The sequence below is a fragment of the Micromonospora sp. NPDC048830 genome, assembly GCF_043198215.1.
Taxonomy (GTDB): domain Bacteria; phylum Actinomycetota; class Actinomycetes; order Mycobacteriales; family Micromonosporaceae; genus Micromonospora.
The window spans coordinates 62,697-85,470 of record NZ_JBICUP010000015.1 but is presented as its reverse complement, the minus strand read 5'-3'; the positions used below and the strand labels follow the sequence as shown (position 1 = coordinate 85,470).

The 22,774-nt window shown below is 71.1% G+C and carries 19 protein-coding genes; 7 read left to right on the top strand and 12 right to left on the bottom strand.

Translation table 11 applies throughout. The features are described from left to right. Positions 1-46: 46 nt before the first annotated feature. The 8 genes from ACGFIZ_RS15540 to ACGFIZ_RS15505 form a co-directional block, all read right to left on the bottom strand. Entirely contained in the window at positions 47-916 is an 870-nt protein-coding gene (locus tag ACGFIZ_RS15540; protein WP_393419787.1) for a replication-relaxation family protein, read from the bottom strand. 324 nt (positions 917-1,240) lie between these two features. After that, entirely contained in the window at positions 1,241-3,787 is a 2,547-nt protein-coding gene (locus ACGFIZ_RS15535; RefSeq protein WP_393419669.1) for a helicase HerA domain-containing protein, read from the bottom strand. Further along, entirely contained in the window at positions 3,784-5,574 is a 1,791-nt protein-coding gene (locus ACGFIZ_RS15530) for a VirB4 family type IV secretion system protein (RefSeq protein ID WP_393419667.1), read from the bottom strand. The genes ACGFIZ_RS15535 and ACGFIZ_RS15530 overlap by 4 nt, the downstream gene beginning before the upstream one ends. After that, on the bottom strand, positions 5,571-6,536 hold the full coding sequence (locus ACGFIZ_RS15525; protein WP_393419665.1) for a PrgI family protein: 966 nt from the start codon (positions 6,534-6,536) through the stop codon (positions 5,571-5,573). Before ACGFIZ_RS15525 ends, ACGFIZ_RS15530 begins: the two co-directional genes overlap by 4 nt. A gap of 109 nt (positions 6,537-6,645) precedes the next feature. Then, the gene (locus ACGFIZ_RS15520; RefSeq protein WP_393419663.1) at positions 6,646-7,563 is read right to left on the bottom strand and encodes a hypothetical protein; all 918 of its coding nucleotides are present in this window, start codon (positions 7,561-7,563) and stop codon (positions 6,646-6,648) included. Positions 7,564-7,570: 7 nt separating this feature from the next. Further along, a complete protein-coding gene (locus ACGFIZ_RS15515; RefSeq protein ID WP_393419785.1) occupies positions 7,571-7,948 on the bottom strand; it encodes a pilin in 378 nt (125 codons plus the stop codon). A gap of 571 nt (positions 7,949-8,519) precedes the next feature. After that, positions 8,520-9,383: a hypothetical protein gene (locus tag ACGFIZ_RS15510; RefSeq protein WP_393419661.1), complete on the bottom strand. Its 864-nt coding sequence runs from the start codon at positions 9,381-9,383 to the stop codon at positions 8,520-8,522. Positions 9,384-10,798: 1,415 nt separating this feature from the next. Further along, entirely contained in the window at positions 10,799-11,155 is a 357-nt protein-coding gene (locus ACGFIZ_RS15505) for a hypothetical protein (protein WP_393419658.1), read from the bottom strand. Positions 11,156-11,423: 268 nt separating this feature from the next. Here ACGFIZ_RS15505 and ACGFIZ_RS15500 point away from each other — a divergent pair, with 268 nt between their 5' ends. The 5 genes from ACGFIZ_RS15500 to ACGFIZ_RS15480 are packed head-to-tail and all read left to right on the top strand — an operon-like array spanning position 11,424 to position 15,605. Continuing rightward, a complete protein-coding gene (locus tag ACGFIZ_RS15500) occupies positions 11,424-12,311 on the top strand; it encodes a hypothetical protein (RefSeq protein ID WP_393419656.1) in 888 nt (295 codons plus the stop codon). Then, positions 12,295-13,311 carry a TRM11 family SAM-dependent methyltransferase gene (locus ACGFIZ_RS15495; RefSeq protein WP_393419654.1) on the top strand — a complete coding sequence of 339 codons (1,017 nt, stop codon included), beginning with the start codon at positions 12,295-12,297 and terminating at the stop codon, positions 13,309-13,311. Before ACGFIZ_RS15500 ends, ACGFIZ_RS15495 begins: the two co-directional genes overlap by 17 nt. Then, complete coding sequence (locus ACGFIZ_RS15490; protein WP_393419652.1) at positions 13,308-14,180, top strand: hypothetical protein; 873 nt, start codon at positions 13,308-13,310, stop codon at positions 14,178-14,180. The genes ACGFIZ_RS15495 and ACGFIZ_RS15490 overlap by 4 nt, the downstream gene beginning before the upstream one ends. After that, positions 14,177-14,725 (top strand): DNA cytosine methyltransferase, encoded by a 549-nt coding sequence (locus ACGFIZ_RS15485; RefSeq protein WP_393419650.1) that lies wholly within the window; start codon positions 14,177-14,179, stop codon positions 14,723-14,725. The genes ACGFIZ_RS15490 and ACGFIZ_RS15485 overlap by 4 nt, the downstream gene beginning before the upstream one ends. Continuing rightward, on the top strand, positions 14,694-15,605 hold the full coding sequence (locus tag ACGFIZ_RS15480) for a hypothetical protein (RefSeq protein WP_393419648.1): 912 nt from the start codon (positions 14,694-14,696) through the stop codon (positions 15,603-15,605). Before ACGFIZ_RS15485 ends, ACGFIZ_RS15480 begins: the two co-directional genes overlap by 32 nt. 142 nt (positions 15,606-15,747) lie before the next feature. Here ACGFIZ_RS15480 and ACGFIZ_RS15475 read toward each other — a convergent pair whose 3' ends face one another. Next, a complete protein-coding gene (locus ACGFIZ_RS15475; RefSeq protein ID WP_393419646.1) occupies positions 15,748-17,805 on the bottom strand; it encodes a helix-turn-helix domain-containing protein in 2,058 nt (685 codons plus the stop codon). 6 nt (positions 17,806-17,811) lie between these two features. Here ACGFIZ_RS15475 and ACGFIZ_RS15470 point away from each other — a divergent pair, with 6 nt between their 5' ends. Further along, positions 17,812-18,285: a helix-turn-helix domain-containing protein gene (locus tag ACGFIZ_RS15470; RefSeq protein WP_393419644.1), complete on the top strand. Its 474-nt coding sequence runs from the start codon at positions 17,812-17,814 to the stop codon at positions 18,283-18,285. A 96-nt stretch (positions 18,286-18,381) separates the two neighbouring features. Further along, entirely contained in the window at positions 18,382-19,845 is a 1,464-nt protein-coding gene (locus ACGFIZ_RS15465) for a tyrosine-type recombinase/integrase (protein WP_393419642.1), read from the top strand. A gap of 360 nt (positions 19,846-20,205) precedes the next feature. Here the strand turns inward: ACGFIZ_RS15465 and ACGFIZ_RS15460 are convergent, their stop codons facing one another. The 3 genes from ACGFIZ_RS15460 to ACGFIZ_RS15450 form a co-directional block, all read right to left on the bottom strand. Then, positions 20,206-21,297 (bottom strand): tetratricopeptide repeat protein, encoded by a 1,092-nt coding sequence (locus ACGFIZ_RS15460; RefSeq protein WP_393419640.1) that lies wholly within the window; start codon positions 21,295-21,297, stop codon positions 20,206-20,208. A 44-nt stretch (positions 21,298-21,341) separates the two neighbouring features. Next, entirely contained in the window at positions 21,342-21,911 is a 570-nt protein-coding gene (locus ACGFIZ_RS15455) for a hypothetical protein (protein ID WP_393419638.1), read from the bottom strand. 122 nt (positions 21,912-22,033) lie between these two features. Then, positions 22,034-22,696: a DNA-binding response regulator gene (locus ACGFIZ_RS15450; RefSeq protein ID WP_393419636.1), complete on the bottom strand. Its 663-nt coding sequence runs from the start codon at positions 22,694-22,696 to the stop codon at positions 22,034-22,036. Positions 22,697-22,774: the final 78 nt, after the last annotated feature.

Here is a 22,774-nt window from a genome sequence, read left to right as displayed (position 1 = left end):
GCGGTGACCTGCGGTGTGAGCGGCTGTGCGCGAGCCAGCGGGGCTGTCAGTCGTCGGGGTCGGTGTAGCGGTGGGGGTTGGTGGCGGTGTTGTCGGGGCCGTGGTCGGTGGGGAGCTCATGGAGCCACCGGCGGGGGCCGGGTTCGGCGGCGAGGGTCCAGGCGGGGCCTGCGGGGTGCTCGTGGTGCAGGCCGGTCGCGACGGGCATGACGGTGGGCACGCCGGCGAGGGCGTCGAGCAGGTGGGCTTCGCGGCGGTGGGTGGGCACGCGCAGCAGGACGGGGTAGCGGGGGCCGAACTCGGCGAGGCGTTCGTAGGCGCGAAGCTTGCGCAGCACCGTGCGCAGGGGTTCGGTGCCGTTGTCGTGTTCGAGGAAGAACCCGACGGTGCGGCCGGCAGCGTGCCAGATGCCGTGTCCGTCGGGGCGGATGCCGGCCAGGGTGTAGGCGGCGGTGGCGTGCTGTTCGGACCACCAGCGCACCAGCTTCGCGCTGGGGTCGGTGCGGGTGTAGGCGTGCAGGTCGACGAAGAGTTGGTTGGCGCCGAGCAGGTGCCACAGGCGGGGGCTGCCGATGATGCGTTCGGTGCGTTCGATGCTGCTGCGGGGCGGTCGGGCGTCGGGGCGTTCGGGGTCGGTGTAGGTGGTGGGGTGCACGAGCATGCCGAGCGGGCCGAGGGTGTACAGGTGCTGGCCGGTGCCGGTGGTGACGTCGACGAAGCGGTGGACGGCGTCGATGCGGTGCAGCGTGGCCAGGCGCAGCCGCGCCGAGCGTTCCGACGGGAACAGCGCGGTGGTGATCTGCGCGGTCGAGAGCACGTAGTGCTCGGCGAGCCAGGCCAGGAGTTGGCGGTCACGCAGGGTCAGCCGGCGCAGGTAGGGCAGCCGCTCGGCCCTGCTCGGCCGGCGGGTCGGCACGGACGGGCGGGGTTCGGGCGGGTGAGGTTCGGACCGGTGGGGTTCAGGAGTCGGTGAGAGCGCTGACATGAGGATCTCCTCAGGGAGTGGAAGCGGAGAGACTCCCTCCTGTGAGGAGGGAGTCTGGAACTGTCACCGCCGGTGGCCGGAGCTGGTCACCGGCGATGTGCTGCGCGAACAGGCACAGGAGCCCCTCGGACGGGGCGTGCTGGCGGGAGAGGGTGGTGAAGGCGCGGTGAAGACGCCACGGAAGACGCCACGGAACCCCACCTTTTCGCCCCGTTGGGCCGCCGGCACGTCGAGGGAGTGTCGGTCCTGCCGTGGTCAGGCGGAGCGGGCGTCGCGGCGTGCCCGGCCGGCGCCGCGGGTGTCGGCGGCGCCTCGCTCGTTGTCGTCCTTCTTCGGTTCGGAGAGCCGCTCGACGAGCGCGTCGAGAGCGCTGGCCTCCTGCGGCTTGATCCTCTGCGCGGCGCCCTGCCGGATGGCGGTGGCCGCGCCGACCACGGGCTTCGGTGGGCGGGTGCGCATGGTGAACGCCGGGGTCTGCCGTCCGTCGACGACCAGGCGGGTCGCGGCGGTGTAGGCGTCGAGGTGGGTCAGGTCGTGCTCGTCGAGTTCCGGCAGGGTGTGGCGGGCCAGGACGCGGGCGTCCTCCGGCGCGCAGGAGAAGTAGACCTTGTTGCGGGCGTTCGCCGACGCGGCGGCGAGGAGGTCTTTCGGGAACTGGGCGAGGTCCTGGTGGGACAGCACGAGGGACAGCCGGTACTTGCGGGCCTCGGCGAGCATCGTGTCCAGGCTGTTGGCCAGGGTGAGGAAGTTCTGCGCCTCGTCGATGATCAGCGTGGCGTCACGGCGCTGGTCGGCGGCGACGCGGGCGCGGGCGGTGGCGGCCTGCCACACCTGCGCCAGGATCAGCGAGCCCAGCAGCTTGCTGGTGTCCTCCCCCAGCTGCCCTTTCGGGATGCGCACCAGCAGCGCCCCGCCGTCGAGGACCTCGCCCATGTCGAAGCTCGACTGGGGGTAGCGCATGGTGCGCTTGACGAAGTCGCGCAGCAGGAACGCGCGCAGCCGGGCGAGGACGGGGCCGATGACCTGGGAGCGCAGGGCGGGGTTGAGTTCGTCGTACCACTGCCAGAATCCGCGCAGTCCGGCCGGGTCATCGAGGTCGACGGTCATCGCGGCGCGGAACTGCTTGCTGTTGAGCAGCGGCGGGATGTGGTGCAGGGTGACGTTGGCGTGTCGCAACAGGGTGAGACAGGCGACGCGCATGACGTCGTCCATGCGGGGACCCCACGCCTTGGCGAAGATGTTCCCGAAGATCGACACCAGGTTGTCGACCACGAGGTCTGGGTCGTCGCCGGCGAGGGGGTTGATCGCCGGCGGGTTGGGCTGGTCCGGGTCGAACAGCACCACCCGGTCCTTGGCTGCTTCGGGTAGCCGATCGAGGATGTCCAGGACCAGGTCGCCGTGCGGGTCGATGACAACGGTGCCGCGGCCGGCTGTGATGTCGTCGACGGCCATGTTGACCAGCAGCGTCGTCTTGCCGCTGCCCGTCGACCCGATCACATGCGTGTGATACCTCGCGTCCGCCACCGACAGGGCGACACCGTGGTCGCCGACCTGCGCGTCGCCGAGGACCTTCGCCCCGCGCCCACCGGCTCCGGTGGGCACGGCGACCGGCGCGGGCATGGACTTGGCGCGGGCCCGGTCCAGGCCCGGGACGGCCAGGTCGCGGGGCAGCGCGGCGAGCACGGCCAACTCCGGGGTGGAGGTGAGGAACCCGGCGCCGAGGCGCCGCTGCGCGAGGACAGCGGCGGGGTGGGGCATGCGGACGCGGTGGGTGAGGCGGTTGCGGCCGGAGTACACGGCGAACGCTGACGCGATGGTGCCGGCGACGCCCCGCAGCCGGGGGCGCTGGTCGGTGGTGGCGCGGCGGGTGTCCTTGGCGACGGCGTAGCGCACGGCGGTCTCCCATAGCGGGTGGGAGGTCTTGTCGAGGATGGCCCGCACGTCGCGTTCGACGCTTGGGTCGCGCCGTCCGGCCGGTGTGGGACGGCTGGTGGTGTGGGTGGGGCGGCCGGGGAGGAACGCCTCGATGAGCCACAGCAGCGGCGCGGCCGGGTTGATGGCGGGCAGGGCGGTCTTGCCGTCGCGTAGTCGGGTGGCGGCGCGTCGGGCGCGCAGCGCGCGGCGGGATGTGGCGGGGCGGGCGAGGATGTGCACGCTGGCGTACTCGTCGGCCTTCAGTTGGGATCCGGCGGACATCAGGGCGCGCAGCGGGTCGGTGTCGTGGTCGGTCGCGAAGGGGAGCCATTCGGCGGCGGCGGGCCGCAGGTGCCCGCCCACCGCCGCCGCGTTGAGGGGGATCGGCGGGTCGGGGGTGTCGTCGGTGGTGCAGGTGGCGCCGGGCCAGGCGGCGCGCACGGCGGCCTCGACGGCGCCGGGTGGGACGGTGCCGGGCACCCACACGGAGATGAGCAGCCGCCGCCCGGTCCATGTGTATTCCCAGGCCACGTGGGGGCTGCCGTAGAGCAGCCGACGGCGGCGGGACGGGGTGAGCGTGCCGGCGAGGTTGGCCCACAGCGCTGCGGCGCTGTGGGGGTCGACCTCGGGTGGCGGGGCGATCGTGACGAGGCGGGCGCCGTCGGCGTGGTGGCGGTGTCGCCACAGCGCGATGAGGTTGCGGCCGGCGACGTAGGCGATCAGCGCGGCCGCGGCGACGGCGAGCAGCCAGGGCCGTTGCGCGGCCCAGGCGGCGGTGTCGAGCACCCACCGCGCGGGACCGGCGGCGGGCGTGGGAATGTCGGTGCCCGGCGGTGACGGGGTCGGCGGCGTCGATGTCCAGAGGTGGGTGGGCGGGGGCGGGGTCACAGGTCGTCTCCTTCGTCGTCGTCGAGGTCGGCTAGCTCGCTCGGCCTCGTGGTGCAGATGTGGTGCTCGGCCTGGGAGGCGACGGCCTCGAAGCTGGTCCGGTTGGTGCCGGAGATCAACAAGCCGGTGCCGACGCGGGCGGCGAGCAGGAGCCGCCGCTCGCCCGCGGTGAGGCCGAACGCGTCGCCGATGGCGTCGATGGCCTGCGGTGCCTGCTTGAGCAGGATCTGCGTGGCGGCGTTCGCGACGACGGCCTGGCCGAGGTCGGTGCCGAGGACGTCGGCGACGTCCTGGGTGATCACGGCCAGGCCGGCGTGGCGCTTGCGGGCGGCCTTGGACATGCGGAACAGGAACCGGGCGCCCTCGCCGTCGCGCATCAGCAGCCACGCCTCGTCCACCACCACCAGCCGTCGGACCGCTGTCTGGCCGGGGGCGTCGACCTGCCGCCAGATCGCGTCCAGGGCGAGGAGGGTGCCGACGCCGCGCAGTTCGTCGGGCAGCTGCCGCAGCGACCACACCACCAGGTGCCCGTCGAGGCGGGTGGTGGACGGGCCGTCGAACAGGTGGGAGAACGAGCCGTGCACCCACGGGGCGAGGCGCGCGGCGAGTTGCCGGGCGGCCGGGTCGGTGTCGCCGTGCAGGCAGTCGGCGAGGTCACGCAGCAGCGGCGCGGGCCGGTGGTGGGTGGCCGGGTCGGCGGTGATGCCGGCCTGGCGGTAGACGGCGAGGATCGCCCGGTCCAGGGCCGCGCGTTCCGCCGGGGGCGGTTGCTGTCCGAGCAGCACCGCGATGAGGGTGTGCAGGAACAGGCCGCGGCGGGTCAGCGTGTCGGGTCGGGTGTCCCCGGCGGGCAGGTCGAGGGGGTTGATCTTCACCCCGGCGGCGCCGAGGCGCACCACGGTGCCGCCGACCGCGTCGGCCAGCCTGAGGTATTCGTCTTCGGGGTCGATGACGGCGACCTGTACCCGTTGGTAGAGGTTGCGCAGGATCTCCAGCTTCACGAAGTAGGACTTGCCGGCGCCGGAGCGGGCCAGGACGACGGAGTTGTGGTTCTCCTGGGCCCAGCGGTCCCACCAGACGATGCCTTGGGAGTCCGGGTTGATCCCGTAGAGCACCCCGCCGTCGGCGGGTGGGTCGCCAGGCAGCGGCGCCGGCAGATCGGCGCTGGCGAGGGGGAACGCGGCGGCGAGGGCGGCGGTGTCCATGGTGCGGCGCATCTGCAGGCTGTCGGTGGCAAGGGGCAGGGTGGTTGTCCAGCCGGCCAAATGTCGCCAGGTGGCCGGTTGCACCTCGATCAGCGTCGACGCGGCGGCGGCCTTCACCTGCGCGCACGCTTCGAGGAGTTCGTCTTCGGTGCGGGCGTGCACGGTCAGGTAGAGGCCGACGCGGAACAGCTTCGCCGCGCCGCGGGCGAGCCGGTTGGCCAAATCGGCCGCGTCCTCGGCCGCCGCCTCCACCGCGGGGTCGGTGAGCTTGCCGCGCTCGGTGTCGGCCCGGCGGGAGGACTCGAAGCGGGCGCGTTGGTCGCGCAGGCGTGCCGCGGCGATCGGGGCCGGCAGCGGGTCGATGTGCAGGGCGAGGTCGAGCCGGCCCGGCCAGGACAGGAGGGGTTCGAGCCAGGCGGGGCCGACCTCGGCCGGATAGCCGGTCACCACGAGGGTGGCGGCGTAACCGTCGCCGACCCGCAGGAAGCGGGGGGTGACCTCCACCGAGGCGGGCGCGACGGCCGCCGCCAACCGGTGCGGCTGTCGGTGGTCGGTGGGTGGGGTCCGGTGGCGCGGCTTCATGCCGGGTGGCTCCTTCCAGAACGGCGGGGCGCGGCTGAGGTGACGACGGCGTCCGGCGCGGCGAGGCCGCCGGGTCGGGGCGGCCGGTAGGGGTCGGCGGCGGCGGCGATCGCGGCGGTCACCGCCGCCCCGTCCAGGGCGCGGGTGGTGACGCCGAGGCCGGACAGGGCGCGGACGGTGTCGTCGGCGCGCCGCCTGGCGGCGTGCTCTCCGCTTTCCCCCGCGTTGCCGCAGGTGACGATGAGGACCTGCCGGCGCAGCGGGTCCCGCCGGGTCGCGAGGTCGTCGAGGAAACGGGCGTGGTCGGCCGCCGCGTCCGCGAGGGCCGGATGTGGGAGCTGGTCCACCGCGCGGGACAGGGTGCGGGCGGCGGAGTGCAGGTCCACCGGTTGCGCCGACACGACGATCTGCGTCGGTGTGGACAGGGAGTTCAGCCACCGCCCGTAGGTGTCGATCAGGGCTGCCTGCTCGTCGGTGGTGCGCAGGGCGAGGTTGACGTTCGACGCGGCGACCATCGCCGCCCGCCCGCCACCGAGGCGGATCTCCCCGCCGTCGTCGATCGCGTCGGCGGGCAGCTTCAACGGCGCCGGCACCATCACCCGGCTCTTCGGAGCCTGCACCCAGTCCGGGACCCTCGAGGTCGTGTCGGTGGTCGACAGCGCCCGAGGCGCCTGTGAGTGGCGGATGGCGGCCAGCAGCCACACGTCCAGCGGCAGGCCGTCGCGGCGGCCCACGGCCACCCCGAAGACGCAACCGCCGAACAGCACGGCGGCGCCGACGAGCACCGGCACCGGCACAAGCTGGTGCAGCGCCCGCCAGGCGCCCCAGAACGCCAGCGCGGCGGCGGCGAGGATCGCCAGTTGACGGAACGTCAGCCCGTACAGGACCTTGTCCGGGGCGTCGACGTCGGCCGGGACACGAGCCCTGTAGGGCTGCGCGTCGGGATTCTTCGTGGGATGCATCAGGTACGCGTCCTTCCATCGTGAGGCCGGTCAGGGCTGGCGGTGGTGCGCGCGACGGGCGCGGTCCGCCGGGGCGGGGCCGGGTGTGCCGCACGGCGGCCAGGGCAGGTCAGCGGCCCGCCCGCAGCCCACGGCCGAGGCCGGGGACCGCGCGGGTGGCCTGCTGCACGACGAGCACCCGCACCGCCGCGCCGAGCATGTTCACCCCGCGATTGCTGGCGCCCGCGCTCACGAAGCGGCTCATCAGGGTGGGCACCCGCAAGGTGGTCCAGAGCATGACCATGACGACGAACAGGTTGAGCGCGCCGCCCGGGTCGACGGGCAGGCCGAGCACCGGCATCAGGTGCTGCGGGTCGGTGAGCATCCACTGCCCGGCGTACAGGGTGAGGCCCTGCGCCACCGGCACGGCGAGGATCCCGGCGTAGGAGCGCCACCACAGGCGGGCGACCGGGTCGGTCTGCGGCAGCGCGTGGCACGCCAAGGCCAGAGGTGCGACGGCGGTCAGGACGAGCACGATCGCGAAGCGGACGATCACGCTGAACGCCGTCGCGGCGAGCAGCACGGCGATGATCGCCACGCAGACGACGAACAGCAGCGTCGCCGTTCTGTCCTGCCCGGCGCCGATGTGGGTCTTGATCGCCCGTAGGGCCCCGTCGCTGTCCCCGCTGGGGGTGGTGAGCGCGCCGGTCAGGGCGTTGGCCAGGTCGATGAGCATGCCGCACCACAGCTGCGAGAAGTGCGCGGCGACGAACCCGACGATCAGGCGAGGACCGAGGTCCTTGGCGGTGTAGCGGGAGGTCTCGTTGCCTCCGGCGGTCATGGTGAGCACGCCGGCGGCCACGAAGGCCAGGACGAAGATGGTGTCCACGACGAGCACGGAACGGCCGGTCAGGGCCTGCACCTGCGGCAGGCTGGTGACGTTCGGGGTGATCAGCAGGGCGCTGCTGATCACCCCGAACAGCGCGTCCAGGGTCGCCAGGATCGCCGTCGCCAGCCAGTCCAGGATCTGGTCGAGCAGCCAACCCATAGCGGCATCAGCCCCCGACGATGCTCTGGACGATCTCCAGCAGGATCGGCGCGAGGACGGCCAGGCCGTAGCCGACCAGGGCGTTCTTCAGCGCGCCCTTGGCCCGCTCGACCTGGGCCGGGTCTCCCCCGGCGGTGGCCCAGTAGACGCCACCGAGGACGAGGAACAGGGTCGCGACTGCGGCGAGGAGTCCCATCAGCCAGGTCTGCAGGTTGCTGATGACGTCCGGCAGGGAGTTCGCCGCCAGCGTCACCGGCCCGCCGGGGTCGGCGTGCGCGGCGGCAGGCGCGGTCAGCACCAGCACCGCGGTGGTGGTCGCGGTGGCGGCGCGGTGCAGCGTGCGGGAGTGGGTGAGGGCACGAAGACGTGCCGGGACGCGGGACATGGGTGGTGTCACCTCCGGCCCCGAGACGGCCCCGTAGGGGCGCATGGCGGGGCGGTAGCGGGCGGACAGCGTGAGTGGGCCGCCGCCAGAGGGCGGGCGCGGACAGCGCCACGAACACGAACCGTTCCCGGGGGGAGCACGTCCTCCCCTTGTCGGGTAGCGGTGTTCGATGAGTGTCAGCGCACCGAACCTGCGCGGCACCCGGGAACGTCCGGCTCGGGCTGTCCGTATGGGCCCTGCCCTCTAGCGGCGGGCGGAACCCCCTGCGGCCCGCCGGAGCGGGCGGGAAGGCCCCGCACCCTTAAACCGTCGCTTGTGTGCTCTGGCGAACGCCTGCCAAAGTCACAGCCGCTCACAGCCACTCACAACCGCTCACACCACGGGCCGACAGCGAGATCCGGACGCCGACGGCGGCTTGGACCAGAAGCCGCACACCGCCCACGGCAGCGCCGCAGCGCCATGCCCCCTTCGAGACGTCGGCTTGCGGCTCAAGCGTCCGGCCCGGCTGGCAGGACACAGCGCGGCGCCCCCACCAGACACGATGGGGGCGCCGCGTGAGGTGGGCTGCGGGCTACGCCGCTGCTGCCTCCACGGGGCCGCTGCGGGCCCGTTGTGCGCTGGCAACGCGCAAGGCGGCCCGACGCTCGGCCTGCGCGGACAACTGCCTCGCGGCCTGCGGAGACGCGACGCCGGTCAGCAGCCCGGTGGCGAGGGCTTCGGCGATGCGGGTGTCGATGCGACCCAACCGCATCCGCAGCGCGTCGGTGGTCAGGCCCAACCGGGCGGCGATCGGCTCGATCGCCCGACGGCCCAGCCGCACGTCGATGTAGGGCTGCTCATCGCACACGTCAAGGATCCCCAACCCCACCGCCCGGCTGACCAGCACGTCTGGATGCCCGTATGGGACTTGCGGGGTGCGTGGCCCAGTGACGTGCTCCACGTCGTCGACCGTGGTGAACTCCCCGGCCTGCTGGCGCAGCCTGTAGCCGGCACGCCAACCGGCGCGGCACAACGCCGCGTACGGGGCGGGCCGGGCGAGGTCCACGTGGTCGCGCAGCGCCGCCAGGAACCCGGTGAGAATCTCCGCCTCGACGTCGTCGGGGTCGCCTCGGTAGCCGGCACACAGTTGGCGGGTGTAGCGGCGCAGCGCCGGCATCGCCATCCCGACCGCGCCGATAACCCACCGCGGCCCGTCCAGCCGTGCGCGGCGGATGACCTCCGCCCACACCGCGTCGCGCGCCGCAAAGGCCCGGGAGTGCGCCAGCAGCCAGTCCCGCACCGCCGGCAACGTCATCACACCCGGCGGAAGGCCGACGTCCGGACCGAACACGTCACAATCGATCGACAAGGGCTCGGGATCGCTGGTCAACGCGCCGAACGCCACGTCCGCCGCGTCCAACGGAGAGTCCGGCCACTGGATGTTCGACGCAGTCATGGTTGCCACTCCAAGGTCAGAGATGACGCGCCGCCGGATGCCGGCGACGCCTGGGGCACCGATTACGCCACCGCCGACTCACACACGCTCACAGGCCAGGTCAGGGCCGGAATGCCACTGCGGACAAGCCGGCCGGCGAGACGCCCCCGCCTACCGCCCACGCGCCAGCTCCTACGCGCGCGACGCGGGGCTGGGAGCGCCGCTGAGCAGGGCTGTGAGCGACAGGGACACCGGCCCGTCCGCTGCGCACCGGCACGAACACCCGACCTCGGGCGCCCACCACAGCGACCCGCCGCAGCGCGCTCACAGCCACTCACAGCCACTCACAGCGGGTCTCGCGACGGCCGCCGCGCGTGTCCGTTGCCAGCGAAGTTGGACTTCTTGCCATCGAATCTGGTTCGGATGGAGTTTCTGCCGCTACAGATGGTCCGCCCCTGGCCAACGAGTCTGGAGTTGATGATGACGCTGGTGACGGCGGAATCCGTTTGGCCTGGCGCTGAGCTGGTGTTCGTCGCGGCGGCTGGTGCGTAGGCCCACCCGATCGCGGCGCGACGGCTACCACCACGATCAGGGTCAGATTCGGTGGCACAAAGCCTCGAGCCCACCAGTCACATCTGAGCAGGCGAACCGACTCCCCTGCCATCGAAGATGAACCGCCCCTGGTCATCGGGACCAGGGGCGGTTCAACTTCGCTGTCAACGGACAGCGCGGCGTGGGGAAGAGACAGCTCCGCGCGGACGAACGGCGACGCTCCGGACGACGCCCGTGCTGGCCGCCCGAAACCAGCCGATGTCACCCATCAAGGCTCCGGGACAAGCCGCAGAGGTCGCCGCAGTGGCATGACCAGTGCCGGACAGCGCGTGGCCGCGCCGAGGGAAGCCCTCCGCAACGTGACCGAGCGCGCGGCACCACCGGAGCATGACCATCGAGGATCTCCGGTGGACACCGTCAGGGGGACATGGCCGGGCGGCCGCGGCGGCCACGTCGTCCCGGCGCACGGCCACACGCGCCCCGGGACGGCCGGCGCACCCGTGAGACCGCTCCCGCCGCGACCCGCGTCATCGACCGTCATCTCTGACACGCGTGTCCCTCAACGGCGCTGAACAGGACGTGGACACCCGCTGCGGACACGTGGCCGTGTCCCCGTTCGGCGCCGGACATGGTCACTGCGGCCACGTGACGGGTCACGTCGGCGGCATCGGCGCGCGTGCCCTGCGGTCAGCGTGTCCGACTTGACTGCGGTCAGTGTCGCGCAGGGCGCTGCCCCTCCGCCGCGGGCACGGTGGCACCGCACCATGTCCATCGACATTCCACGATGACAGCGGCGGAGTGGAGTGGCCGCAGCATCGACAGGCACCGCTGTTCGGGGTCGTGTGTCCCCGGAATCTGCCGTCCGCGCGGGTGACCGTCCGCCGTTAGTCGCCGCCGTGACCGCGATGTTGTCCGTTCTCAGTCAAGTCGATCCGGGCGGAACGCGCTGAGCTGGGCGGATCAGTTCGATTGAGAATGCGGGTGGTCGGGTTTCTCAGTTGACCTGCTCCGCGCTGGCGTTTCGGGTTGGTTTTCTCAGTTGATCTGCTCCGGGGAACGGTTTGGTCGCGGATCTTGCTGACGATGTAGTCGCGGACGGAGGCCCCTCCTACGCCGCCAACATCCGGGCGCTCGACGCCCCGCTCATCGGCATCCTGAGCGCCGGGCAACAACCGCACTCCGCCACACCGCGCCAGCGGCTCACCGCGCACCTGACCGTCCACGCCGACGAACTCGACCACGAACTCGCCAGCGTCGCCAGCGGCGACGGAATCTCCGGCAGCGCTCACGAACCTGACAGGGCAGCCGGATCACCTCAACTGAGAAAACCCTCCAGTCGGAGCAGAAACATTGAGAAAAGAGCAGGTCAACTGAGAAAGGACAGATGTCCACCGTCTGTGCTGTGAGTGCCTGTGAGCGGCTGTGAGTCAGGCAGGCGTTCGCCAGAGCACACAGCCGCGGGTTTAAGGGTGTCAGCGCACTGCATGCGCGGCGCGGAGCCGACATCACATGAGCGAGCACACGCCGCAGCACCACAACGCCCCTGTCCGCCCCGTCGCCCCGCAGAAGGTCGACCCGACCCTGATCGACCTGGTCGCCGGCGACCCGCCGGTGCCGGTCACCGTGTGGCGCACCGCCCGCGGCCCGGCCGACGCCGGCCGCAGCATCGGCGCCCGACTGGCCTACCGCCTCGTTGCCGCCTACACCCGCCCCGGCGAGGTCGTCGTCGACCTCACCACCGACCACGCCCTGGCCGCCGTCTGCGCGGCGGGCGACCGAGCGCACCACCCGGCCTGGTTCACCGACGCGTCCAGCCTGATCATCGGACCGCCCACTCCGCCGGCCCACCCCGACCCCGCCGCCCTAGGCGAGGACGGCGACGACGTGCCGGACATGAGCGCCTGGTTCGGTGACGACCTCACCAACCCCGATCTGCCCACCGAACCGCCTGTCACCGCGCCCGGCCACACGTCTCTCTCGGAGGCGACGAGCCTGGTGGTCGCCTGCTGGCCCCTCGACCCGGCCGACGCCACCAACCGGATCCGGCTGGCGTGGCTGCTGACCGCCTGCGCACGACTGCTGCGCCCCGGCGGCTGCCTCGTCCTGGTCGTCACCGTCCCCACCGCCGCAGCGGGTGGGCCGGAGGACTTCACCCCGGTTGCCACCGCCGCCGCGTCCGTCGGTTTGGGCTACCTGCAGCACATCGTCGCCGTCGCCGCCGACGCGGAAGGCGACGCGTTCGTCTACCACGTCACCGACGAGGAACTGCTCACCCTCACCCACCAGGCCGACCCGCAGTGGGCGGCGGCGCACCTGCGGGTCCACGCGGACCTGCTCGTCTTCTCACCCGTAGCGCCACGCGGCGGACGCCAGGACGGGGGTGACCGCCGTGGCTGAGCACACCCCGAACCCCACCGAGGCCAACCAGCCGGCCGAGGACAACTACCACGGCCGGCACCGCAACTACGACGGCCGCCACCGCGACACCACGGGACGCCACGCCGTGGAGCCTGACGGCCTGTCGGTCTGGGCGACCGCGCAGCAGACCGGACCGGTACAACGACGCGGCCGGTACGTGCCCGAGTCGGTCAAGCACCCCGCCCGGATGCTCCCGGCCATCGCCGCCCACGCCGTGCACGCCTACACCCAGCCCGGCGACCTCGTGCTCGACCCGATGTGCGGGATCGGCACCACCCTCGTCGAGGCCGCCCACGCCGGCCGCGACGCCATCGGCGTCGAGTACGAGCCACGCTGGGCCAACACCGCGGACGCCAACATCACCCACGCCCACGCCCAGGGCGCCACGGGGCGGGCGTCGGTGGTCCGTGGCGACGCCACCCGGCTGCGGTCACTGCTGCCCGCAGCCCTCGCGGAACAGGTCGCCCTCGTGGTCACCTCACCGCCGTACGGGCCCACCGTCCACGGCCTCGTGCGGCCCGGAGCCGACGGGGTGGCCAAGTTCGACAACGCCTACAACGACGGCACCGACCGCGGCAACCTCGCCTACCGAGACCTCACCGGCCTCACCGACGGGTTCGAACAGATCCTGGCCGGCTGCGCGGTACTGCTGCGCCCCGGCGGCACCGTGGTGGTCACCGCCCGACCGTGGCGCAAGAACGGACAGCTGGTCGACCTGCCCAGCGCCGTGATCGCCGCCGGTGTCCGCGCTGGTCTCGTACCGACCGAGCGGTGCGTGGCGCTGCTCGCGGCGGTCCGCGACGGGCACCTCGTCGCCCGGCCGTCGTTCTTCCAACTCCAGGCCGTGCGCAAGGCCCGCGCCGGCGGCACCCCACTGCACCTGATCACGCATGAGGACGTGCTGATCTTCCGCCGCCCCCAGACCGACTCGGGTTCAGGAATCCTGAACGACGCCACCGGGGGCGGGGTGGTCGCGTGACCGCACCCACCCACCGGTACCTGAGCCTCGGCGCAGGCGTCCAAAGCTCCACCGTCCTCCTGCTCGCCGTGCGAGGTGAGATCCCCACCTTCGACGCGGCGATCTTCGCCGACACCGGCTGGGAACCCACCCCGGTCTACGCCCACCTACGCCGGCTGGAGCGGCTCGCCGCCCCGGCCGGGATCCCGATCGTGCGGGTGTCGGCGGGCAACATCCGCACCGACGCGCTCGACCCCGCGCACCGGTTCGCCTCCATGCCCCTGTTCACGCTCGGACCGGACGGCGAGCGGGGGATGGCCCGCCGACAGTGCACGTCCGAGTACAAGATCAAACCGATCAAGGCGGAGGTGCGGCGCCGCCTGGGCTATCCCCACCCAGCCCGGGTACCGTCCGGGCTGGTCGCGCAGATGGCGATCGGCATCTCGCTCGACGAGATCGGCCGCGCCCGCGACGCCGACGTCGCCTACATGCGAAACGTCTTCCCGCTGCTCGACCTCGGGTGGCGGCGGGAAGACTGTCTCGCCTACCTCGCCAGGCACGGGCTGGCCGACACCCCGCGCAGCGCCTGCGTGGGGTGCCCGTACCGCACCGACAGTGAGTGGGCGCGGCTGCGCCGCGACGACCCGCACGGGTGGGCGGACGCGGTGGCGTTCGACGCGGCGATCCGCCATGGGTCGGCGCGCGCCAACGCCGCCGGGCAGCCGCTGCGCGGACAGTTCTTCCTGCACCGGCAGCGGATCCCCCTCGACCAGGTCACTCTCCGCCTCCGCGGCGAGGAGGCGGACGTGCCTGGGTGTGGGCCGTGGACCTGCCCACATCCCGTCGAGTCGGACGTCGCGGTGGCGACGCCGGGGCGGGAGGTGGCGTGATTGAGCAGCATCTCCCGCCCCGGATCGGATCGCTGTGCGCCGGCTACGGCGGCCTCGACATGGCCGTCGAGCTGGTGCTTGGCGGCCAGCTCGCCTGGTACGCCGAAACCGACCGACACGCCAGCACCGTCCTGGCTCATCACTGGCCCGGCGTGCCCAACCTCGGTGACATCCGCGCCGTCGACTGGAGGACCGTCGCGCCGGTCGACATCCTCACCGCAGGGTTCCCCTGCCAGGACATCTCCAACGCCGGCAAGCGCGCCGGGATCGGCGGCAAGCACTCCAGCCTGTGGAGTGCTGTCGCCGACGCCGTTCGCGCGCTTCGACCGCCGCTCGTGTTCGTGGAAAACGTCGCCGCGCTGCTCCGGCGGGGGTTCGATGTCGTCGAAGCCGACCTGGCCTCGATCGGGTACGACACGAGCTGGACGTGCCTACGCGCATCCGACATCGGCGCCGCCCACCGCCGCGACCGACTGTTCCTGCTGGCCACACCCGCCCAGCGGTGGACAGCAGGTGCGGACGTTGCCGACACCGTGCGCCCGTGACGGCAAAGGCCCCGGCCACCAGTACGGGCTACCCGACCTCATCGAACCGTCCGGATCCACCCACGGCCTGCTACCCACCCCCACCGCGGTGGCGTACGGGTCGAACAAGTCCCCGTCCGCGGGAGCAACCCGCCGGCCGAGCCTCGCCGGCATCGCCGGGAAACTCCTGCCCACCCCGACCGCTGGGGGTGGCACCGGCTACATGAGCGGCAGCAACCGCGACACCTGGCGGCCAACCCTCGAATCAGCGGTCCGCGGCTACCAACCACACCCCGGCGGCAAACCACCGGACCCCCAAGCGCTGCTGCCCACCCCGAGGGCCAGTGACACCGGCACTCCCGGACGCAAGGCGGGAGCAGGATTCCGGCCTCCGCTGTCGCAGGTGCTGCTGCCCACCCCGAGGGCCACCGACGGAGCGAAAGGCTGCCCCGGCCAGCGCGGCTCCCACGGCGACCTCACCCTCCCCTCGGCGGCGGTGCGGGTACCCGCCCGCACCCTGCCAACCCCCCGCGCGTCCGACGGACGCGGTCCCGGACGCCACGGCGACGGCGGCGCGGACCTGCGCACCACCGTCGCCGGCCTCGGCCATCTCGACGAGCAGCGGTGGGGCGTCTACGCCGCCGCCGTCGCCCGGTGGGAGCTGCTGCTCGGCCGACCGGCGCCAGAGCCCACGCAGACCGGGCAGCACGGCAAACCTGTGCTCGCCCCGCCGTTCGTGGAATGGCTGATGGGACTCAACGCCGGCCACGTCACCAACCCGGCGTTGGGGCTGCCGCGCACCCTCGCGCTGCGGGTTCTCGGCAACGGCGTCGTCCCACAGCAGGCGGCAGCCGCGCTGCGGCTGCTGCTGTGCCCGCACCGGTGGAAGGCGTCGTCATGATTAACGACGAGGCAGCGCCCGACCGGCTGGCTGGGTACAGCACCCGGCCAGCCGGGCATCCTCTACCTCCGCGATGTTCAGCGCGGCCTTGCTGCGGCACTCTGGCCAGCATGCCGTCCCGACCTTCGACAGCCGACGAAGCCTACTTCCCGTCTTCCTGTTCGAAAATCGCTTCGACGCGCTCGAGAACCGCACGCCATTCGCGTTTGAGGACGGTCGCGATCTGGTCCTCAAGATCGCGGCGTTGCGAGGCCTCGAACCATTCACGGTTCCGATGCAGTACGCGTCCGAGATACCCCGGCCCCCGCCCCCACTCGTCGGCGTTGTCGGTCCAGAACTGCGGATCCTGCCGGAGCTGGTTACGGTAGAGGGTAAGACCCGTCAGCTGGACCTTGCGTAGCAACTCCTCGTACGCGGTAGCCATGAGCCGATCCGCGTGAGACAGGAGTTCCCCTGCTTCGGGCATAGAACCGGACAGCGTCTGGCATAGCTGGGTGAAGCCCGTAACCGATTCCTGCAATGCGGCCACGGCCAGTTTTCGCGCACCGTAGCCGAGCTGGTGCGTGTAGCTCAGTGATCGCCACTCGCCCTCGCGGCGGACAGCAGCGTTCACGGTGCTCGCATGGGCACGACGGACTTCGTCAAGGAGCGTGTCGTGGACATGCCCGCCGACCCGCGCAGGTGCCGGGTTCTGCTTGATCCAACTGGCCAGATGCCGTCCCGCGTCGCGCTGGACCGCCTGGACCTGCTCCTGCTCAGCGTTCTCGAGTAGAGACCGTGTCCGCTCCAGCACGTCATCCAGCTGACGCTGGAAGTGACGGCGGGTCATGATCACGCTCTCGCGAAGGAAGGTTCGAAGATCGTCAGGGTCGTCTTCAAGGGCGTTGAAAAACGATGCCGGGATCGCAGTGAGGCGGTATGGGGTAAGAGCACTACGGACCTGCTCGTCCTTGAGGTCGTAGCCATCCTGGGCCGTCTCCGCCGGAACTCCGGTCTCGTCTTTGACAGCCAGTGCTTCGTTGGGGCGGGCGAGGACGAGCAAGCTGGCATTGGAGTCGATCTGCGTGTTGTTGATGTCCCGGGCTCGCTTGAGCAGGTGCTGGACCGCCTGAGACGGAGCGTCATTGAAGCCGGAGCACAAGATCGACACCGTGTGTGGATCTTCGAGCAGCACCTCGAGGTCAGCGCGGGCTGAAGGCTGATCGATTCCCCGGGTGTCGATGATACTTACGTCCAGATCGCCAGCATCCAGTAACTCAGGGACAATGAGGTCGATCCGAGCCGGCAAAGAGAAATCTGGATGCCGGCCGTTATTGATCCGCTCGAACGTCGCCTTCATCCACTCCAGCGGAGAGGCGGCAACTGCAGGGCTGTGCCACTCGTCGCGCCGGTCCCGCCGATGCAACCCCATACGAGTCAGCACTTCGACAACGAGATCCCGCCGTACTGGAAACTCTACCGCGAGCTCCTTGGCGGGATCTGTACGCACCAACTTGCCGTCAGCATTCTTGATGCGCTTCTGCGTGAGGCCAGCCATGTTACGGATAGCGCGCTCGATCTCGCGCGGGACCGCCGGGCTGCCGTCTTCGTCGGCTGCCGAGGGCTTCGACTGCAACAGCTGGTCGACGAAGTCCTCTACATCCGAACGGATGTCGTCGTGGGAACGTGGCTCAACCATGATTCCGTGCCCGGGTCCGCGGCCCAGATGGACCTCGCACAGGGTGACCCCACCGCCGCCGGTTTCCAGCACGGGCATGCTGCGACCTTGCGGACCGTCAATCTCAAGGTTCGTTGCTCGACAGATCGCCGTGGACTTTCCGATGCCGATAGTTCCCATGAAGGCAATCCGGTGCTCCCGTCGGAGCAGCAGATTGGCCATACGCAATATTTCCTTGACATATTCTTCGAGGCGGGTGCGAAAGGCGGGAGGCGTCCCCGGAACTGCCCCGGCGGCCACGAGTGCCGCCATCATCCCCTCGGCCCGCCACAGCAGATGCTGATCCGGGTGATCTAGGGATGGCCGCGGGAGATGCCGCCAGTCCCGATTCAGGATGGTAGCCAGGTCGGCCGCCTCGTCGGTACCGATGGCTTCCAGCAACGCTTCCAGTTCGTCACCTGAGACCGGGCGCTCGCCAGCCTCGATACGCGACAGCACGGCCGGACTCCACGTGACCTTCCGGGCGAGCTCCGCCTGCTTCATTCCGGCTTGCTCGCGAAGCTGAGCCAGCCTATGTCCCAGCTGAACGTCACCGACCTCGTGATTGATCAACTTTCCTCCTCCGTCAACGCCGCTGATAGCTTCCAGCAACGTTGCTGCAATGTCAATGCGTCACATCATGGCCTCGTTGCCGACGCGCGGCCTAGCCGTGAGACTGCTTCGCCCCGCCACCTCTGGCTGCCTCAAACCTGTAAGGAGTACACAGCCATGTCGTCCCACCATCCACCGCCCAACGACGTCACATGGACGCTCGACCGGATTCGCGCGCTCGGCGCGGTCACCGACATCGCCACCACCGGACAAATCTTCGGTCTGTCCCGCAGCGGCGCCTACGAGATGGCCCAGGCCGGGACCTTGCCGGTGCCGGTGATCAAGGTCGGTTCCCGCTACCGCGTGTCCGTGGCCGCGATCATCGCCGTCCTGACCGCCCCCGATCCCACCCGCCCGCCGCCCGCGACTTGATCGCCCGGCCGCGGCGAGCGTCGATCAACCACCAGCGACACCCGCAAATCCGATGCCGCCGGACGCGGCATCGGCGCGAAGGAGCGACGTTTTCTGATGGCCGAAGGATCGATTACCAAACAATGCAGTTGCCGACAGGGCGGCAAGCGCCTCGGCGCGAAGTGCCCCAAGCTGCGCCGCGGCAACGGCTGGAACCCCCACCACGGCAGTTGGGCCTACCAGCTCGAACTCCCGCCTGATGCATCCGGCGTCCGCCGGCAGCTACGTCGCGCCGGGTTCGCCACCCGCGAAGAGGCCGCCACCGAACGCGACCACGCGCGGGGGCTGCTCGACCTCGCCGGCACCGACAAGGTACTGCGCCAGCACATCGGCGACCTGCTGCACGGCCTCAAGCCCGGCGAGGCGCTACCCCAGCGTGACATCGTCGCCCGACGCATCCACGCCGGTGTACCAGCCACCGACGGCGCGCTGACCCTCAGCGCCTACCTCACCACCTGGATCGGCAACCGCACCGGCCTCGCCCCGGCCACGGTGCGCAGCTACCGCGACCACATCACCAACTACTGGATCCCCCAGATCGGGCACACGCCCCTACACACCCTGACCGCCGGACACATCCAGACCGTGTTCGCCGCCATCGAAGCACGCAACGCCGAGATCCTCACCAAGCGCGCCAGCCCCGACCCGGCGATCCGGGACACCGTCAAAGGCGTCCGCACGGTCAGCGCTGCCAGCATGCACCGCATCCTCGCCACCCTCCGCAAAGCCCTCAACGACGCCCGCCGCCTTTATCATCACCAACTCGTCGACCACAACCCCGCCGAATCCGTCGACCTGCGCTCCGGCACCCCACCCAAGCCGCGCCTGTGGACCGCCGCCGCCGTCAACCGCTGGCAGCACACCAAACGGCGCCCCAGCCCCGTCATGGTGTGGACCCCCGCGCAGGTCGGTCAGTTCCTCGACTACGTCGACGCCCACGATCCGGAACTGTCCGCGCTGTTCGACCTCGCCGTACACCGCGGCCCCCGCCGAGGCGAACTCGCCGGCCTACACGACTACGACGTCGACCTCGCCACCGGCGAACTCACCATCACCGAACAACGCACCAGCGTCGGCTACCAGGTCATTGAGAAGGAGGTCAAGTCCGCCGCCGGCGACCGCGTCGTGCCCCTCGCCGAGGAAACCGTCGACGTGCTGCGCGCCTACCTCGCCCGACGAGCCGCGTGGAAACTCGCCGCCGGCCGCACATGGCACCACAGCGACATCTTCTTCGTCCGCCGCGACGGCCGCCCCTGGCACCCGGAACTCATCACCGCCCGCTTCGACCGCCTCATCGCCGCCAGCGGCCTACCCACGGTACGGTTCCACGACCTGAGGCACACCGCCGCGACCCTCATGCTCGCCGCCGGAGCCAGCATCAAGGAAATCCAGGACACCCTCGGCCACGCCTCCTACAAACTCACCGCCGACACCTACACCTCTGTCCTGCAGGAACTCAAGCGCTCCACCGCCGAGGCCACCACCAAGCTCATCCCCCGCCGCAACCGCAAGGTGGCATAACCCCGGCCCACCCACCACACGGCAACCATTCCGGGGCTGCGGGGCGAGGTCCGCGGCCGGCTCCGTCCGCCAGCACCGTACGGGTGTCCCTGTTGACCAGGTTCGGCCTGCGGTCGCAGCGGCAGCCCGGGGCGACGCCCCCGGGCTGCGCGCCTTCCCCACCTCGGGTTGCCCTGTAGTTGGAGACGGTGGAGCTGCACCATCTCGCCAATTGATTCGGGAAGCTCGGTCAAGCCGTCGCCTGACAGGTCCAGCTCGTGAACCCCGCCGGCCCGGGCTTCGGCTATCCGGTCGTCTATCGAGGTAAACAACTGTGCACCCCCTGGTCCCTCCCATTGGCTGTGCGGACAGCCGTTGTCATCACTCATCGAATCCAGCTTGGTGGCCGTGGTGTTTATCGATGCAGGTAGCGCGCATGCGGTCGAGTGCGGCGACCATGCGGGTGCCGCCCGAATGCTGGGGGTGGGCGTGACGGTGGGTGGTGATGGTGCGGGCAAGCAGTCTCCGTGCCGGCCCGCAGCGGCCCGCGTCGTACAGGACGAGGGCGAGGGTTGCCTGGGCGGCGAGGGTGGGCAGCGCGTCAGGGCCCTCGGCTTCGCTGTTGTAGCGGATGAGGTCGCTGTAGCAGGTCGCGGCCTCTTTGTGGTTGTCGGCGCGGCGGTGGGCGGTGGCGAGGAGTTTGAGCGCGGTGCGGGCCTGTGGGGAGGTGGCGCCGAGTAGGCGCCGTAGGGAGCGGTGCGCCCAGGCGGCCCAGGGCAGTGCCCCTTGTGGGTCGCCGTTGGTGAGGGTGAGTTCGGCCAGTAGCGCGGTGGCCTGTGCGGTGGCGGTGTCCAGGGCGAGTTTGTGCCCTGCGGGGTCGGTGAAGATCAGCCCGGTGCGCAGGACCTCGATGGCCCGGCTGCGGTGGCCCTCACTGTACTGCCGGGCGTGGTGGAGACGTTGCGCCATCGACATCAACGGCCCGGTGAGCTGCCGCGGGGCGGTCCGCCACGTGATGTGCAGGTCGGTGGATGTGGCACCGATGCTGACGCGAAGCATGGCGCCGGGAGCGTAGGCGGCGGCGTCGGAGGTCCTGCCGGCCGGCACGAGATGTGGCTTGCGGCGCATCATCGCTGCGGCGACAGCGTCGCGGACCGCCTCCGCCGGCACAGGCGCTCGACCGCAGGTGGGCGCGCACAGGTACAGCTGCGCGCAGCCGGGGAGCTGCACCAGGATCATCGGCTGGTCACAGGCGTGGCAGAACAGCAGCCCGGGCGGCACGGGGGCCGCTTGCACCGCCCGGGCGCGAGCCACCCACTCCTCGACCGTGGCTAACAGCAATCCATGCGCGCGGGCCACGTCGCCGACCGCGCGTAGCAGACCCCGCTCATTGGCGTGTCCGAGCGTCGCGGCGACCGTGTCGGCCACGAATGCTGGAGTCCACACGGCGACTGGGCGGGTACGGGTCGGCATGTTCTGCTCCTCTGCTGGCAGGCGTCTGCGGGTGGGTCTTTCGGTCATCCGCGGTCCCAGAGGGTGAGTCCGAGCAGGTCTCCCGCTACGACTCGGATGTTCTCGCCGGCCGTTGGGGATCGCCGTACGCCTTCCACGAGGGGCTCGAACTGGCGCCACCGGAGGTGGAACGCGGCGGCCATCGCGGCGAGCAGCACGAGCGGGTCCGCATCCTGGAGGCCCGCCCGGACCGTCTCGTAGATGGTGGGGTCGTAGGTGGGGATTCCGGCTGCCGCCACGAGACGGAACGCGGCGATCCGATCGTCGTCGGTACGAGCAGCGGACAGCCGCGCGATGATGTCCGCTTCGGTGAAGGTGGGGAACTCGTCTCGAACAAGGGCGGCGAGGGTGTCGGGCTCGTCACCGGTCAAGACCAGGTAGCAGCGACCGAGGGTTGAGCTGTGCACCAGCCGGACCGTCCCCTGGCTGCCACCGTGCCAGAGGAACTCCGGGGACTCATCTCTACGGGCTGCCCGCACCGATCGCCGGTCGGTCGTCCAGCCACGCGCGTCGGCGAACCGTGAGAAGTCCTCGAAGGACACCGTGTCGCGAGGAACCAGACGGGTCCCTGCCACTCGACACTCCTTAAATCGTTCAATGGCTGTCTCAGATCGGCGACGACGGCCCGGATCTGGTTGACGGGTCCCGAGGGTTCCCGGTTCGGGCGTATGCTTGCTGACTCGCGCCGACGCCTGCGTCATGCCCAACCCGGATGAGAGCTGTGGCCGCGGTCGTGGGCGTCCTGTCGTCCGCGTGCCATCAGATGAGGCCGTTGCAGAGGGCGTACGCCACGGCATGGCAGCGGTTGCGCAGCTGAAACCGGTTGATGACGTCGTGGACGATGTACTTGATCGTCCGGGGGGTAGGAGAGATTCCCGGCGATTTCCGCGGTGTCGTAGCCGTCGGCGATCAGGCGCAGCACCTGCGCCTCCCGGTCGGCCAGCCCGGCGAAGGGCAGCCCGCGTGGGCCGAGGAAGTCCCGTTGCAGCACCCCAACCTGCTGCCGGAGCCGGCCGAGCAGGTCCGGCGGAAGACTGCCGTCACCACCAACGGCGGCGCGGATCACCGCGACGAGACGCTCTGGGCTGGCCTCGGACCGCCGGACGATCCCCACAACGCCGTGTTCCACGGCGGCGACCAGGCCAGCGTCGTCGACGTGGGTCACCACCATCCCCGGCGCGGGTGCCTTCCGGATCCGCAGCGTGCGGAGGGTCCGGACGGTCGACTCGTCGACGCTGCCGCCGATGACGAGTGTGGCCTGGGCGCGGTCGGCTTCGCTGTCGTCGATCAGCAGCACCTCCGGCCGGGGCCAAAGCTGGCCGATCACACCAGCGCGGGAGATCACGTCGGTGGAGATCACCGTGACGGGTATCCGGGCCACGGGCTCGCGCGGTCGGGCTTGCGCACGCGGAGGTTCGCAAGCCCCGATCCCGCCTGC

What these genes read in the sequence shown, in the direction of transcription:
- ACGFIZ_RS15460 (WP_393419640.1), bottom strand. Translation starts at nt 21,297, where the DNA reads ATGCCGACCCGTACCCGCCCAGTCGCCGTGTGGACTCCAGCATTCGTG.
- ACGFIZ_RS15465 (WP_393419642.1), top strand. Translation starts at nt 18,382, where the DNA reads ATGGCCGAAGGATCGATTACCAAACAATGCAGTTGCCGACAGGGCGGC.
- ACGFIZ_RS15520 (WP_393419663.1), bottom strand. Translation starts at nt 7,563, where the DNA reads ATGGGTTGGCTGCTCGACCAGATCCTGGACTGGCTGGCGACGGCGATC.
- ACGFIZ_RS15530 (WP_393419667.1), bottom strand. Translation starts at nt 5,574, where the DNA reads ATGAAGCCGCGCCACCGGACCCCACCCACCGACCACCGACAGCCGCAC.
- ACGFIZ_RS15515 (WP_393419785.1), bottom strand. Translation starts at nt 7,948, where the DNA reads ATGTCCCGCGTCCCGGCACGTCTTCGTGCCCTCACCCACTCCCGCACG.
- ACGFIZ_RS15500 (WP_393419656.1), top strand. Translation starts at nt 11,424, where the DNA reads ATGAGCGAGCACACGCCGCAGCACCACAACGCCCCTGTCCGCCCCGTC.
- ACGFIZ_RS15525 (WP_393419665.1), bottom strand. Translation starts at nt 6,536, where the DNA reads ATGCATCCCACGAAGAATCCCGACGCGCAGCCCTACAGGGCTCGTGTC.
- ACGFIZ_RS15510 (WP_393419661.1), bottom strand. Translation starts at nt 9,383, where the DNA reads ATGACTGCGTCGAACATCCAGTGGCCGGACTCTCCGTTGGACGCGGCG.
- ACGFIZ_RS15475 (WP_393419646.1), bottom strand. Translation starts at nt 17,805, where the DNA reads ATGAAGCAGGCGGAGCTCGCCCGGAAGGTCACGTGGAGTCCGGCCGTG.